This window comes from Rugamonas fusca, from assembly GCF_014042365.1.
GTDB classification, from domain to species: domain Bacteria; phylum Pseudomonadota; class Gammaproteobacteria; order Burkholderiales; family Burkholderiaceae_D; genus Rugamonas; species Rugamonas fusca.
The window spans coordinates 72,380-86,326 of the sequence record NZ_JACEZS010000024.1 but is presented as its reverse complement, the minus strand read 5'-3'; the positions used below and the strand labels follow the sequence as shown (position 1 = coordinate 86,326).

Sequence of the window (13,947 nt, the reverse complement as noted above, 5' to 3'; positions counted from 1 at the left end):
TGGCGGGCCTAACCTTACTATCTGGCGCAATCGTCTTCGTGAGGATGACCGAAACCCTGAGAGGCTAAATTGGTCGGAGGCTGCGCCCTTGTTTTGGTCGCAATAACGGTCTTGTTCTTGTTGGACGTCAGCATGGCGTTGGCCGTGCCCAGCAAGGGCGTCCGTATCTGCGCCGTGGTCAGCCGCTCGCCGTCAGCAACGCTGAGTTCCGTGTCCCTGCGGCTGTCGTACAGGCGCAGGGACGCGATTTCTTTGACGAGCTGGTGCGCAACTACCGCCGGCCCACCGGCACGCCCGACGGGCCGATGCCGACCAGCCACGCTGGTTTTACACCGTCTAGCGCCCCCCCTTCCGAAAGGGTTCACCAACTCAGAATTATGTTGGCTGTACGGTTAGTGTGTATGGGTTCAATGAGGGAATCGCGTTCGACTGCCATTGCATCGATATGTTCCCAAAATGCTGGCAGCTCTGAGTAGGGTTGACCTTTAGAAAATCGTCCACGGTGTGGCTGTGCATCTACCCATTTTATCGTGTCAAGTAGTAGCTCCGCATAGCGTCGCTTCGCAACTAAGTAAGGTAATACCAACTGCAACAGTTTGACGATGTTGACCTTTGCAGACACGGTGATTTCAAGTTGGTTTCGCCAGGTCGATTTGCGGTTCTTGTATCGCTTCACGTGATTGATTGCGTAGAAAAACACGATACCATGTTCAACGTAAATTTCAGAAATCCGCTTAATCATGCGAACGTCCGTGTTGGTGATTCTGACCTTCGGCTCAAAGTAATTGCGCCGCGTTCCATCCGATCCACATTTTTTTTCCTGTACGGTAGCTTGTAGGTTACCTTCCCCATCAATGATACCGGCAAGCCAGGCAAGTCGATTTTTTCTTGCCGCTGGCCTATCGTCAATTCTCTGCAATAAAGCGTCTAAGGGGTGGGGTTTCATTTAGGAAATATTGGGGTCATCGGATGTCACGATTAGTGCGTGGTCGAATAGTGTACATTACTCCAGAGTCTTGGGGTGACTACAATCCTAAGAAAGCAATTTGGCGCGAGAATCAAGGAATTACGACTTGAGCGCGGCCTGTCGCAAGAAACCTTCGCTGACCGTTGTGGGTTCGCACGCAGCTATATGAGCCGCATCGAACGCGGCGGCGCGAATCCGTCGCTTGATGCGATTGAGATACTGGCGGACGCTCTGAGAATTGAGGTCGGTAGCCGCTGCTCCAGCAAATCCAGGTCGGCGCCTGTTAGGCGTTGACGAGCCTCCTGCACGTAGTCAGGAAACGCATCTGCGTCAAGCTCAAGTCGCCGCTGTATATCGATGGTGTTCGTACTGTTCCAGGGTGGTTCGGGCAGCAGATCGAGTGCGAGGTTGCATCGAAAGTCAGGACGGGGGGAGAAGCGTTGGCTCTGTGTGTATAAGAGAATGGAGAAATTCGGTCCATGCCTGGTCAGCTGTTCATGGAGGTCGCGTTGTAGTGGCTTAAAGATGGCGTCGGCGAGGTCATTCACCGAAATCCCCGTTGCTATTGCTTCGAGCTGGATGACGACAGGCACGTCCATGTAGTTCTTTTCCAATGCGACTTCCTCATATAGGCGTTAATAGTGGCCACAGCTTGGCGGATCAAGCCATGGGTCAGCGTCAATGCAAGCGTTAATTGGCCCCATGTGATTTGGCGTGAACTATTCAACCCCCATGCGCGTGGCCAGTAGATCGCCAAGTTCGACCACGCTTTCAGGCGCCAGGTGGGAATATCGCGCAACCATAGCCATGGTTCGTTGTCCCAGAATCTTTGAAATCATGAGTGGGGACGTGCCTGCCATCGCTAGGTATGATGCGGCTGTGTGCCGTAAGTCATGCCAATGGAAATCGACGATGCCTGCACTGTTCAACGCTGCCTTGAAGGGAGCGCGCAGGTCCAGGTAAGGTGATTTACTTCCTTGCTTTGGCGGAAATAGCCGGTTATCGTCGACGGCTACTACGGTTGCTCGTTCACGAAGTAGCCGGATGGCGTCGCCGCTCAAGGGGAGCGATCGAGCATCACCGTTCTTGCTGTCACCCAGCAAGGCTGTTCTGCGCGCAAAGTCGATTTGTGGCCAACGCAGCCCCATCACCTCTGATTGTCGCGCACCTGTGGTGAGTGCAAGTACCACCGCCAGATAGAGGTGGCTGTTGGTTGACTCGCGGCAGGCTTGCAAGAATCGAGGCAGCTCTTCGCTGGACAGGAAGCGTACTCGGCCTTTGTTCTCAGAAGGCTTGTTCACCAGTTCGAGTGGGTTGCGGTCCAGCCACCCGAGTTCTTTGACGGCGAAGGAGCATACGCTGGATAAAGCCGCGAGCGTCCGGTTCACATCTGCCGCTGACCGTTGCCCGCTGCCCCGTTGTTTCGGTGTAGCCTGTAAGTCATCACGCGCCTTGGCGATTATGTCGCGTGTCATTTCCGATAACATTTTTTCGCCGTGATGGCGCCGCCACCAGTCAAGCTTCGCCTTGACTGTCCTGGCTGATTTGAGTTTTGACAGTTCGGACTGCTCATAGCGGTCGAGCAGCTCAGCCAAGGTGTGGCGCTTACTGGTGCCGAAGTGTCGTCCGGCCTTGATGTCGGCCTCAATTCGTTGTGCCCACTCTTTTGCGTCGGTGCGCCGGTCGAAGCTGGCCGTCTCTGGTGCGTGTCCTTTTAGGCGCACCTTCACACGATAGGTCACCGCACCATCGCCACCCACCCGCTTTTCAATTGTTGCCATTCCACCCTCCAAGAGTACAAACGGACACCTCAGGAAAGCATAGAACAAATAGGAAATAATGGCAACAGAAGATAAATAATCTTCAGATGTGCAAGTAAAACTTGCACTTAATCAGTGAGTTAGCAAGTTTTAGTTGCACCATGGGGCAAATTTGGGGCAGTTGGATGAGGCCGGGCCGTGAAATTTCCGGTTCAAACATCAGTTGGGTGTGAAAAATCAGGAGGGAGGCGCTGCTGCTTCCGCAAAACATAAAATTTGGATTGAACTGTCCCGCCAGTGTCCCATGCATTCAAAAAACAAAAAGGGTTGCATGCTCTTATGCATGCAACCCTTTGATTTTCCTGCGCATTTCTGGTGCCGACTGCCGGTTTCGAACTGGCCACCTGATGATTACAAATCAACTGCTCTACCAAATGAGCTAAGTCGGCGAAACTTGTACGGTGCGGATTATAGCTTATTTAATCCGCGTAAGGGTGGGGCGGCCACCCTTTTTGGGCGGGTCGGTATCGTCGTCCGGCGCGCTTGCGGCGGGGCTGTCGGGCTCGCCCTGGGCCGGTGGCACGGCGGCCAGCGATGGTGCGGGCGGGGCCGGTTCCGGCACCGGTTCGCTAAAGCCAAGCTGGGTTTCGAACGCCATGCCTTGGCCATTCTCGTTGGCATAGATGGCCATCACGTTGTTGACCGGGACGAAGATTTCACGCGACACGCCGCCAAAGCGGGCATGGAAACGGATGCTGTCGTTGTCCATCTTGAGGCCGGAGGTGGCGCCGAAACTGATGTTGAGGACAATCTCGCCCTTCTTCACATATTCCATCGGCACCGTGGTCGCGCCATCGACCTTGACGGCCAGGTAAGGGGTGTAGCCGCTATCGGTGCACCATTCGTAGATGGCGCGCAGCATGTAGGGCTTGGTTGAAATTTCGGACATGATGAGTCAGCAGTAAAACGCGGCGCGCCGCCCCTGTGGGCTGCGGCGCGCCGATACTTCAAGTGAGGCGGTCGGCGTCCGCTTAGCGGCGCATGACCTTTTCCGACGGGGTCAGCGCTTCGATGTAGGCGGGACGCGAGAAGATGCGCTCGGCGTACTTCATCAGCGGCGCGGCCGTCTTCGACAGTTCAATGCCGTAGTGGTCGAGGCGCCACAGCAGCGGGGCCACGGCCACGTCCAGCATGGAGAACTCGTCGCCCAGCATGTACTTGTTCTTCAGGAACAGCGGCGCCAGCGTCGTCAGGCGGTCGCGGATTTCCGCGCGGGCCTTGTCGTGGCTCTTGTCGTTACCCTTGGCGCGTTCGCTTTCCAGCACGTGCACGTGGACGAACAACTCTTTTTCGAAGTTGAACAGCATCAAACGGGCACGGGCGCGCATCAGCGGGTCGGCCGGCATCAGTTGCGGGTGCGGGAAGCGCTCGTCGATGTACTCGTTGATGATGTTCGATTCGTACAGGATCAGTTCGCGCTCGACCAGGATCGGTACCTGGCCATACGGGTTCATGGTCGAAATGTCTTCCGGCTTGTTGAACAGGTCGACATCGCGCACCTCGAAGTCCATGCCTTTTTCAAACAGGACCAGGCGGCAGCGCTGGGAAAATGGGCAGGTCGTACCCGAATAGAGAACCATCATTTTTATAGTTCCTTAGAAACAAAGAGGGTGAATCCGAAAAACGGATCACCCTGGATCGCCCGCCAACGCGGGCCACGCAAACACATGCGCCGCCACATGGGCGGCGGCGCACAAACTTATTTTATTTGACTTCTTTCCAGTAGGAGGCGTTCAAGCGCCACGCCAGCAAGGCGAACAGCGACATGAACATCACCACCGCCACGCCGAGGCGCTTGCGGGTACCCTGGGCCGGTTCAGCCATCCATTCCATGTAGCCTACCAGATCGGCGACGGCCGTATCATACTCGATCTTGGACATCTTACCCGGCGTGACTTGCTCGAAGCCGACAAATTGGTGGATTTTCTTGCCTGGTTCGTGCGGATCGTCCACCTCTTCCATCTTGGCCGTCTGCACGCCTTGCAGTTCCCACAGGATGTGCGGCATGGCCACGTTGGCCAGCACCAGGTTGTTCCAGCCGGTGGGGCGGGTGTCATCCTTGTAGAAGGTGCGCAGGTAGGTGTACAGGTAGTCGCCGCCGCTGCCGGCGCCCGACGCCTTGGCGCGGGCGATCACGGACAGGTCGGGCGGCACCACGCCGAACCATGCTTTCGCATCTTTCGGATTCATGGTGGTGGTCATCATGTCGCCCACTTTTTCGCCGGTAAACAGCAGGTTGGCCTTGATCTGGTCTTCCGTCAGGCCCAGGTCCTTCAGGCGGTTGTAGCGCATGGAGGAAGCGTTGTGGCAGTTCAGGCAATAGTTGACGAACAGCTTGGCGCCGTTCTGCAGCGCGGCCATGTCGTTGGAACGGTCAGGTGCCTTGTCCAGCGGATAGCCGCCTTCGTTGGCCAGTGCCAGGCCTGGCAGCAGGGCCAGCATGGCGAGCAATTTCTTCGTGAAATTCATGTAATGTCCTTTGTGTGCTGAGCGTGGGTCGGCTTAGTGCGCGTGGAACGTCACACGGTCCGGCACTTTCTTGAAGCTACCCATGGTGCTCCACCACGGCATCAGCAGGAAGAAGCTGAAGTAGAACAGCGTGCACACCTGCGAGATCATGGTCTTGGTTTCCGTCGGCGGCTGGGTACCCAGGTAGCCCAGCGTCAGGAACGACAGGCCGAACAGCAGGTACACGTATTTATGCCAGTCCGGACGGTAGCGGATCGATTTCACCGGCGAGTGGTCCAGCCATGGCAGGAACGCCAGGATCACGACCGAACCGCCGAAGAACACCACACCCCAGAATTTCGCGTCCAGCACCTGCGGCAGCATGCCGATGATGGCCAGCAGCGCGATACCGGCGATGGCGGCCTTGACCTTGCTTGGCAGGCGCGACTTGAGCCACACGAACGACACATAGGCGGCCGTGGCGAACATCAGCACGTACATGAAGTCGGCCGTGGTGGCGCGCAGCACCGAGTAGAACGGCGTGAAGTACCAGGTCGGCGCGATGTGCAGCGGGGTCTTGAGCGAGTCGCCCGGCAGGAAGTTGTTGTACTCCAGGAAGTAGCCGCCCATTTCCGGCGCGAAGAACACCACGGCGCTGAAGATGGTCAGGAACACGGACACGCCGAACAGGTCGTGCACGGTGTAGTACGGGTGCGACGGGATGGAATCGACCGGGTGGCCGTCCGGGCCCAGGTTTTCCTTCACTTCGATGCCGTCCGGGTTGCTCGAGCCGATTTCATGCAGCGCGATCAGGTGGGCAGCCACCAGGCCCAGCAGCACCAGCGGGATGGCGATCACGTGGAACGCGAAGAAGCGGTTCAGGGTGGCGTCGGACACCACGTAGTCGCCGCGGATCCACAGCGACAGGTCAGGGCCGATGAAGGGGATGGCGCCGAACAGGTTGACGATCACCTGGGCGCCCCAGTACGACATCTGGCCCCATGGCAGCAGGTAGCCGAAGAACGCTTCGGCCATCAGGCACAGGAAGATGGCGAAACCGAACAGCCAGATCAGTTCGCGTGGCTTGCGGTAGGAACCGTACATCAGGCCGCGCGTCATGTGCAGGTAGACGATGATGAAGAACGACGAGGCGCCGGTCGAGTGCATATAGCGCACCAGCCAGCCCCATGGAACTTCACGCATGATGTATTCGACCGAACCGAAGGCCAGGTTGGCGTCCGGCTTGTAGTGCATGGTCAGGAAGATGCCGGTGACGATCTGCAGCACCAGCACCAGCATGGCCAGCGAACCGAAGATGTACCAGAAGTTGAAGTTTTTCGGGGCGTAGTACTTGCCCCATTGGTCGTTCCACAGCTTGGTCAGCGGGAAGCGGTCGTCGACCCAGCCCAGCGCCTTTTGCGCCACCGGTGCGTCGGCGGGGAATTTGGTTTCTTTGAAAGCCGCCATATTATGCCTCGCCCTTTTCGTCTTTACCGATGACCAGTTTGGTGTCGCTCAGGTACATATGGCGCGGCACTTGCAGGTTGTCCGGTGCGGGTTTGTTCTTGAACACGCGGCCGGCCAGGTCGAAGGTCGAACCGTGGCACGGGCACAGGAAGCCGCCGGCCCAGTCGTCAGGCAGCGAGGGCTGCGGGCCCGGGGCGAACTTGGACGAGGGCGAGCAACCGAGGTGGGTGCAGATGCCGACCGCCACCAGGATTTCCGGCTTGATCGAGCGCCATTCGTTGCGTGCGTACTCGGGCGTGAATTCGGCCGGGTTACGCTTCGATTCGGCGTCGGCCACCTTGCCATCGGTCTGCTTGAGCGAGGCGATCATTTCCGGCGTGCGGCGCAGGATCCACACCGGTTTGCCGCGCCATTCGACCGTCTTCATCTCGCCCGGATTGAGGGTGGAGATATCCACTTCCACCGGCGCGCCAGCGGCTTTCGCCCGCTCCGACGGCTGGAATGTACTTACCAAGGCTCCTGCGGTGCCTACACCGACCACACTGCCCGCCGCACACGTGGCGACGAGCAAGCCACGTCGGCCGGAATCGACCTGCTTTTCGTTACTCATACAAACCCCAATCAGTCAAAATGCGAACAAAACTCGAAAGCTTACGATGCGCTAAGATAGCCGCTAATAACCTTAAATTATATTTGAACCGTGTAGCGAGTTAAAGCAAAAACGTTGCTCAGACCGTAAGTCAAATCAAGCCGAGGCCACTCAGGACTTGAATTTCTGCGACTCCATCCCGAACTGCGTGCCCCCGCTGGGTTCAATTGACGCAAATCAAGCTTATAGCGCAAAAAGCATGCGTTGCGTGCAACTGTGTGCCTTGTTTGGCTTCTAAATGAAACAATAGTATGATCCAGTTGCAACTTTGTTCAAAATTGACCACACAGCGAGGATAAAAAGATGGCAATGATGCAAGAATTTAAAGAATTCGCCATGAAGGGTAACGTGGTCGACCTGGCCGTCGGTGTGATCATCGGCGGCGCGTTCGGCAAGATCGTCGATTCCCTGGTGCAAGACATCATCATGCCGCCCATCGGCAAGCTGTTTGGCGGCCTCGATTTCGCCAACTATTACCTGCCGCTCAATGGCCAGAACCCTGCGCTGAGCCTGGTGGAAGCGAAGAAGCTGGGAGCTGTTTTCGCGTACGGTAACTTCGCCACCATCCTGTTAAACTTCCTGATACTGGCGTTCGTGATCTTCCAGATGGTGCGCCTGATGAACAAGGCCCGCCACCTGGCCGAGCCGGTCAAGCCGGCTGAACCGGAGGGGCCGCCACCCACGCCGGAAGACGTGGTGCTGTTGCGCGAGATCCGCGACGCCCTGAAGAACCGCTAGACCCGGGCACGCCGCTGCGGCGTGTCCCCCTGATAGAAACGCTATGCGACGACTGTGGTTATTGTTTGCGCAAACGGTGACCATCGTACTGGCACTGTATTTTGTCTACACGGCCCTGGGTAACGGGACCATCGGTGGGCGGGCGCCCCTGTCCGCCGGCCCGGCGCCGGTGTCGGCGCTGGCGCTGCAAGCGTCGTCGGCCCACACCTCGGGCAGCTACCGCGTGGCGGCCGCGCGCGCCATGCCGGCCGTCGTCAACATCCTCACCAGCAAGGTGCCGCGGCGCGGCAAGCACTTGCTGCGCGACCCCTTCTTCAAGAAATTCTTCGGCGACCGCGACGGCGAGCCGGACGATGAAGAATCGAGCCTGGGCTCGGGCGTCATCGTCAGCGCGGAAGGCTATATCCTGACCAATAACCACGTGGTGGAAGCGGCCGACGAGATCGAGGTGGTACTGGCCGATGGCCGCAAGGCGGCCGCCAAGGTGGTGGGCACGGACCCGGAAACGGACCTGGCCGTCATCAAGATCGGCCTCGACAAGCTGCCCGTGATCGTGCTGGGCCAGCCCGAGCAAGCCCAGGTGGGCGACGTGGTGCTGGCCATCGGCAACCCGTTCGGCGTGGGGCAGACGGTCACCATGGGCATCATTTCCGCGCTGGGGCGCAACAACCTGCACATCAACCACTTCGAGAACTTCATCCAGACGGACGCCGCCATCAACTTCGGCAACTCGGGCGGCGCGCTGATCGACACCAACGGCAATCTGCTGGGCATTAACTCGGCCATTTATTCGCAGACCGGCGGTTCGGTCGGCATCGGCTTCGCCATTCCCGTCTCCACGGCCCGTTCCGTGATGGAAGCGATCATCAAGTCCGGCCACGTGGTGCGCGGCTGGATCGGGGTGGAGACCCAGGAAATCACGCCGGAACTGGCGGAAAGCTTCGGCCTGAGCCGGCAAAGCGGCGCCATCATCGCCGGCGTGGTGCGCAACGGCCCGGCCGACAAGGGCGGCATGAAGCCGGGCGATATCCTGCTGTCGGTGGAAGGGCGGCCCGTGGCCGACACCAACGAAGTGCTGAACCTGATCGCCCAGCTCACGCCGGGCGGCAACGCGAAAATGACAGTGCTGCGCAAGAGCCGCGAAACCACGCTCGACATCGTGGTGGGCAAGCGGCCGGCCGGCGTCAAATAACCTTACCGGAACCTGCATGCACCTGCGCGACCTGACCCGCTACCTCCAAGAACTGGAAGAGAACAACAACCGCCCCTGGTTCATCATGAACAAGCCGCGCTACGACATCCTGCGCGAAGAATTCCTGCAAGTGGTGACGGAGCTGATCGCCGCGCTGGGCAAGTTCGATCCGGCCGTCAAGTTCTGCAATCCCAAGAAAGCCATGTTCCGCATCAACCGCGACGTGCGCTTTGCCCACGACAAGCGCCCGTACAAGACCCGTTTCTCGGCCGCCATCGCGCCGAACGACATGCGCCGCCCCAGCAAGGCGGGCGGCCCCACCTATTATTTCCAGATGGATGGCAACGGCAAGCTGCTGTTCGGCGCCGGCGAATACATGCCGCCGCCGGGCCGGCTGCGCGCCTTGCGCCAGCTGATGGTCGATGACGCGGCCGGCTTCACCAAGGTGCTCAAAAACAAGCGCCTGCGCGCCACTTTTGGCGACATCCAGAATGAGGGCAAGCTGATGCGTCCGCCCAAGGGTTTCGATCCCGAGGCCGAGCACATCGAATACATCAAGCTCAAGAGTTTCTTCGTATGGACGGAGATCGATTTGCCGATCAACCGGCCCGAGCAGCTCGTGCCCACCATCGCCAGCGGCATGCAGGATGCGTTCCCGCTGGTGACCTGGATGCGGCAAGCGAAGGAAGAGGAAGTGGCCGAATAAGGCGGCCACGGAAAAGAGCGAAAAGCGGGGACGGAAAAATGGGGACGGACCCCAATTTTCACATCGTGAAAATTGGGGTCCGTCCCCATTTTTCACAACTGTCTACAGCGGATTAGTTGCCGCTGGTCGGGGCGAGCTTCTCGTCGCGCGGGTCGCGCGCCAGCAGGCGCGCTACCATGGCCTTGGGCGGCACGCCGTCGAACAGCACGCCAGCCACGGCGTTGGTGATGGGCATGTCCACACCGAGCTTGCCGGCCAGTTCGCGCACGGCCTTGGCGCAGGGCACGCCTTCGGCCACGTGGCCCAGTTCATGCACGATCACGTCCAGCGGCTTGTCCTGCGATAAACCCAGGCCCACGCGCCGGTTGCGCGACAGGTCGCCCGTGCAGGTCAGGATCAGGTCGCCCATGCCCGTCAGCCCCATGAAGGTTTCCACCTGGCCACCCAAGCGGGTGCCAAGCCGGGTGATTTCCGCCAGGCCGCGCGTGATCAGGGCCGCGCGCGCATTCAGGCCCAGGCCCAGGCCGTCGGCCACGCCGGTGGCGATGGCCAGGATATTCTTGACGGCGCCGCCCACTTCGACCCCCACCAGGTCGGTGCTGGCATAGACGCGGATATTGCCGCCATGTACGGCCGAGACGACGGCTTCGCGCAGCGGCGCCGAGTCGGACGCGATGGTCAGCGCGCACGGCAGGCCGCGCGCCACTTCCTGCGCGAACGAGGGGCCGGACAGGGCGCCGGCCGGCACGGTATCGCCAAGCACCTGGCGCACGATCTGGTGCGGCAGTAGGCCGGTGCCATATTCGAAGCCCTTGCACAGCCACACGAGGTTGGCGATGGCGCGGGTTTTCAGTTGTTCCAGCAGCGGGCGCAGGCCGGCCACGGGGCAAGCCGCGATCAGCAAGCCGTCCGGAGCGGCTGCGTGGGCCAGGGCCGCGTCGAAATCGGGCTCGACGGCCAGGCCGGCCGGGAACGGGAAGCCGGGCAGGTAATGGGTGTTTTCGCCGGCGGCGGCCATGGCTTGCATGGCGGCCGTGTCGCGGCCCCACAGGCGCACGGCATGGCGCTGGGCCAGCGCGATGGCGACGGCCGTGCCCCAGGCGCCCGCGCCCAGCACGGTGATGTGGCGCGCGATGGCGTTCTTATGGTTTGGGTGGTCTTGCATGGCGCCTCGGGCAGCGTTGAATGGGCGGCGTCATGCCGCCCTGGGCCTCACAGGCCCCAGATGTCGGTATTCTTGATGTAGCCGGTCAGGCCGTCGCGGTGACGCACCTTGACCCAGCCGCCGGCGGCCGGTTCGGCCAGTTCCAGCAGCACGCCCTTGTCGGCGATGAACACGGGGGCGCCATTGTCGTCGGCCGTGGCGCGGATCTTGACGTTGGCCGTACGCACGATCACGTTGCGCTTGGCGCTCAGGCCTTTCGCTTCCGTCCACGCCAGCTCGCCGCTCAGGTCGCGCACCTTGACCCAGTCGCCGTAGGTCAGCACCACTTCCAGCGGGGTGCCGCGTGGCACGATGAACAGCTTGCCGCCCTTGGTGGAGGGAGCATCGTACAAAATGGCCGGGGCCGCGCCCACCGTCTTGAAGTCGAACGCCTGGCTGGTGGCCGTGGCCAACAACAGCAGGGCGCCTGCAATCCAACGGGGAAAAGTCATTGCTTGCCTTAAAGGTAACAAACCGGCGGGCGCGTGTGACGCGGCCCGCCGGTCTGGCTTGCTGTCTTGCTTAGTTCGCTGGTGCGGCGGCGCCGTTGGCCTTGGCGGCCGCTTCGGCCATCGCTGCCATGCGCTGCTGGTAGAACACTTCGAAGTTGATCTCAGCCAGGTGCACGGGCGGGAAGCCGGCACGGGTGATCACGTCGGCGATGTTGGCGCGCAGGTAAGGGTAGACGATGTTCGGGCAGCCGATACCCAGCAGCGGGTCCAGTTGTTCGGCAGGAATGTTGCGTGCCTCGAAGATGCCGCCTTGCTTGCCTTCGACCAGGAACGCCACTTTATCCTTGACCTTGGCGGTCACGGTGATGGTCACGGTCGATTCGAAGATGCCGTCGGCCAGGGGCTCGGCGCCCACGTCCAGGGCCACTTCGATGGTTGGCGCTTCCTGTTCCAGGAAGATGGCTGGGGAATTCGGTTGTTCCAGCGACATGTCTTTCAGGTAGACGCGTTGGATTTGGAATACTGGTTGCAGGTTTTCTTCAGACATGGAACGCTTTCGTTATAGTGGAAACGAGCGGCAGCGCCGCCCCGTGTAAGTTTGTTTGCGAGGTCTTGTGGAAGGCTCAAATCAAACGCGAGGGCAATTGTATCAAAACCAATTCAAAATCCGACGATTTCCGCCCTCGCGTTGTATTTGGGGGTGCTTAACCTTTTAACAAGGGGTCCAGGCCGCCGGCCTGGTCGAGCGCGTACAGGTCGTCGAAGCCACCGACGTGGGTTTCGCCGATGTAAATCTGGGGCACCGTGCGGCGGCCCGTGCGTTCCATCATCGCGACGCGCTGTTCAGGGTCGAGGTCGACGCGGATCTTGTTGATCGCGGTCACGCCTTTGGCTTCCAGCAGGCGCTCGGCGCGCACGCAGTAGGGGCAAACGGCGGTGCTATACAGGGTGACGGGGGCGGTCATGCAAACTTCCTTCCTTTATTTCGACAGCGGCAGGCCGGCGGTTTTCCACGCGGCAACACCACCATCCAGATTGACGACTTCGGCGAAGCCGGCCTTTTGCAGCAGGCCGGCGGCCGAGGCGGCGCGGGCGCCGCTCTGGCACACCACGATTACGCTCTTGCTTTTCGCGCCATCGAGTTCGCCCACGCGCTGGGCCAGCTCGGCCAGCGGAATGTTCTTGGCGTTAGGCAAGTGTCCGGTGGCGAACTCGGTGGCGTCGCGTACATCCACAATGGTGGCTTTGCCGCGGTTTATCAACTGAGTCACTTCCAGCGCCGAGGCGCGCTTGCCCCGTTGGGTCAGGGCTGGCCACAGCAGGGCGCCGCCCGAAACGAGCACGATGGCGATGATGAAAATATTATCAATGAAGAATTTCACGGTGGTCCAATGGTTGAAGTTGATGCGCGCATTATAAAATAGAAGGCTGGAAGAGTTCTGTTAGCCGCGTTTTTCTGTCCGTTCACTCCTTTTTGAAGATAGTCCTATGTACAAAATCGTATTCATGCGCCATGGCGAATCCACCTGGAACCTGTCGAACCGCTTCACCGGCTGGACCGACGTTGACCTGACGGAAAAAGGCATCGCCGAAGCGAAGGCGGCCGGCGCCGTCCTGAAGGAAGCCGGTTTCACCTTCGACCTGGCCTATACCTCGGTGCTCAAGCGCGCCATCCGCACCCTGTGGCTGACGCTGGACGCGATGGATATGATGTACCTGCCGATCAAGCACGACTGGCGCCTCAACGAGCGCCACTACGGCGCCCTGCAAGGCCTGGACAAGGCGGAAACGGCCGCCAAGTACGGCGACGAGCAAGTGCTGGTGTGGCGCCGCAGCTACGACACCCCGCCGCCGCCGCTGGCCGAGAACGACGACCGCACCTCGTTCAACGACCCGCGCTACGCCGGCCTGCCCAAGTCGTCCATCCCCCTGACCGAATGCCTGAAGGACACCGTGGCCCGCGTGATGCCGGCCTGGGACGAGGAAATCGCCCCCGCCATCCGCGCCGGCAAGCAAATCCTGATCTCGGCCCACGGCAACAGCCTGCGCGCCCTGATCAAGATGCTCGACGGCATCAGCGATGAGGACATCGTCGGCCTGAACATCCCCAACGGCCAGCCGCTCGTGTACGAGCTGGACGCCGACCTCAAGCCGATCCGCCATTACTACCTGGGCGACGCGGCCGCCATCGCGGCGGCGCAAGCGGCCGTGGCCAACCAAGGGAAGGCCAAGTAATTTGCCGCTGCCTCATGTCCCCCGCGGCCGCGGCCGCGGCGTAGCTGTCCTGTTGTGCGCCCTGCTGAC

General features: G+C 60.3%; 17 protein-coding genes and 1 tRNA gene. 5 read left to right on the top strand and 13 right to left on the bottom strand.

Annotated elements, in window-relative coordinates:
• Positions 1–361: 361 nt before the first annotated feature.
• Positions 362–946, bottom strand: a complete 585-nt coding sequence (locus tag H3H36_RS22160; RefSeq protein WP_182220245.1) for an LAGLIDADG family homing endonuclease — start codon at positions 944–946, stop codon at positions 362–364.
• 75 nt (positions 947–1,021) lie between these two features.
• Here H3H36_RS22160 and H3H36_RS22155 point away from each other — a divergent pair, with 75 nt between their 5' ends.
• A complete protein-coding gene (locus H3H36_RS22155; RefSeq protein WP_182220244.1) occupies positions 1,022–1,261 on the top strand; it encodes a helix-turn-helix domain-containing protein in 240 nt (79 codons plus the stop codon).
• A gap of 425 nt (positions 1,262–1,686) precedes the next feature.
• Here the strand turns inward: H3H36_RS22155 and H3H36_RS22150 are convergent, their stop codons facing one another.
• From H3H36_RS22150 to petA, 7 genes are all read right to left on the bottom strand, one after another.
• Positions 1,687–2,748 carry a tyrosine-type recombinase/integrase gene (locus H3H36_RS22150; protein ID WP_182220243.1) on the bottom strand — a complete coding sequence of 354 codons (1,062 nt, stop codon included), beginning with the start codon at positions 2,746–2,748 and terminating at the stop codon, positions 1,687–1,689.
• A gap of 352 nt (positions 2,749–3,100) precedes the next feature.
• Positions 3,101–3,176 (bottom strand) — tRNA-Thr (locus H3H36_RS22145).
• Between the two features lie 26 nt (positions 3,177–3,202).
• Positions 3,203–3,676: a ClpXP protease specificity-enhancing factor gene (locus H3H36_RS22140; protein WP_182220242.1), complete on the bottom strand. Its 474-nt coding sequence runs from the start codon at positions 3,674–3,676 to the stop codon at positions 3,203–3,205.
• Between the two features lie 82 nt (positions 3,677–3,758).
• The gene (locus tag H3H36_RS22135; RefSeq protein WP_017877976.1) at positions 3,759–4,370 is read right to left on the bottom strand and encodes a glutathione S-transferase N-terminal domain-containing protein; all 612 of its coding nucleotides are present in this window, start codon (positions 4,368–4,370) and stop codon (positions 3,759–3,761) included.
• 121 nt (positions 4,371–4,491) lie between these two features.
• Complete coding sequence (locus H3H36_RS22130) at positions 4,492–5,256, bottom strand: cytochrome c1 (protein WP_182220241.1); 765 nt, start codon at positions 5,254–5,256, stop codon at positions 4,492–4,494.
• A 33-nt stretch (positions 5,257–5,289) separates the two neighbouring features.
• A complete protein-coding gene (locus H3H36_RS22125) occupies positions 5,290–6,702 on the bottom strand; it encodes a cytochrome b (protein WP_182220240.1) in 1,413 nt (470 codons plus the stop codon).
• 1 nt (position 6,703) lies between these two features.
• On the bottom strand, positions 6,704–7,312 hold the full coding sequence (gene petA, locus H3H36_RS22120; protein ID WP_182161662.1) for a ubiquinol-cytochrome c reductase iron-sulfur subunit: 609 nt from the start codon (positions 7,310–7,312) through the stop codon (positions 6,704–6,706).
• Between the two features lie 342 nt (positions 7,313–7,654).
• On the opposite strand from petA, the gene mscL reads away from it, so the two are divergent.
• The 3 genes from mscL to H3H36_RS22105 are packed head-to-tail and all read left to right on the top strand — an operon-like array spanning position 7,655 to position 9,987.
• Complete coding sequence (gene mscL / locus H3H36_RS22115; RefSeq protein WP_311196674.1) at positions 7,655–8,089, top strand: large conductance mechanosensitive channel protein MscL; 435 nt, start codon at positions 7,655–7,657, stop codon at positions 8,087–8,089.
• A 43-nt stretch (positions 8,090–8,132) separates the two neighbouring features.
• Positions 8,133–9,281, top strand: coding sequence for a trypsin-like peptidase domain-containing protein (locus H3H36_RS22110; protein ID WP_182220239.1), 1,149 nt, complete (start codon positions 8,133–8,135; stop codon positions 9,279–9,281).
• 16 nt (positions 9,282–9,297) lie between these two features.
• Positions 9,298–9,987 carry a DUF2461 domain-containing protein gene (locus tag H3H36_RS22105; RefSeq protein WP_182220238.1) on the top strand — a complete coding sequence of 230 codons (690 nt, stop codon included), beginning with the start codon at positions 9,298–9,300 and terminating at the stop codon, positions 9,985–9,987.
• A 112-nt stretch (positions 9,988–10,099) separates the two neighbouring features.
• On the opposite strand, the gene H3H36_RS22100 is transcribed toward H3H36_RS22105, so the two are convergent.
• From H3H36_RS22100 to H3H36_RS22080, 5 genes are all read right to left on the bottom strand, one after another.
• Positions 10,100–11,152: an NAD(P)H-dependent glycerol-3-phosphate dehydrogenase gene (locus H3H36_RS22100; protein WP_182220237.1), complete on the bottom strand. Its 1,053-nt coding sequence runs from the start codon at positions 11,150–11,152 to the stop codon at positions 10,100–10,102.
• Positions 11,153–11,199: 47 nt separating this feature from the next.
• Positions 11,200–11,643 (bottom strand): SH3 domain-containing protein, encoded by a 444-nt coding sequence (locus H3H36_RS22095; RefSeq protein ID WP_182220236.1) that lies wholly within the window; start codon positions 11,641–11,643, stop codon positions 11,200–11,202.
• A 70-nt stretch (positions 11,644–11,713) separates the two neighbouring features.
• Positions 11,714–12,190, bottom strand: coding sequence for a protein-export chaperone SecB (gene secB, locus H3H36_RS22090; protein WP_182220235.1), 477 nt, complete (start codon positions 12,188–12,190; stop codon positions 11,714–11,716).
• 157 nt (positions 12,191–12,347) lie between these two features.
• Positions 12,348–12,608: a glutaredoxin 3 gene (gene grxC, locus H3H36_RS22085; RefSeq protein ID WP_182220234.1), complete on the bottom strand. Its 261-nt coding sequence runs from the start codon at positions 12,606–12,608 to the stop codon at positions 12,348–12,350.
• 15 nt (positions 12,609–12,623) lie between these two features.
• Positions 12,624–13,025 carry a rhodanese-like domain-containing protein gene (locus H3H36_RS22080; protein WP_182220233.1) on the bottom strand — a complete coding sequence of 134 codons (402 nt, stop codon included), beginning with the start codon at positions 13,023–13,025 and terminating at the stop codon, positions 12,624–12,626.
• 106 nt (positions 13,026–13,131) lie between these two features.
• Between H3H36_RS22080 and gpmA the strand changes: the two genes are divergently transcribed.
• On the top strand, positions 13,132–13,878 hold the full coding sequence (gpmA, locus tag H3H36_RS22075; protein WP_182220232.1) for a 2,3-diphosphoglycerate-dependent phosphoglycerate mutase: 747 nt from the start codon (positions 13,132–13,134) through the stop codon (positions 13,876–13,878).
• The last annotated feature ends 69 nt before the right edge of the window (positions 13,879–13,947 follow it).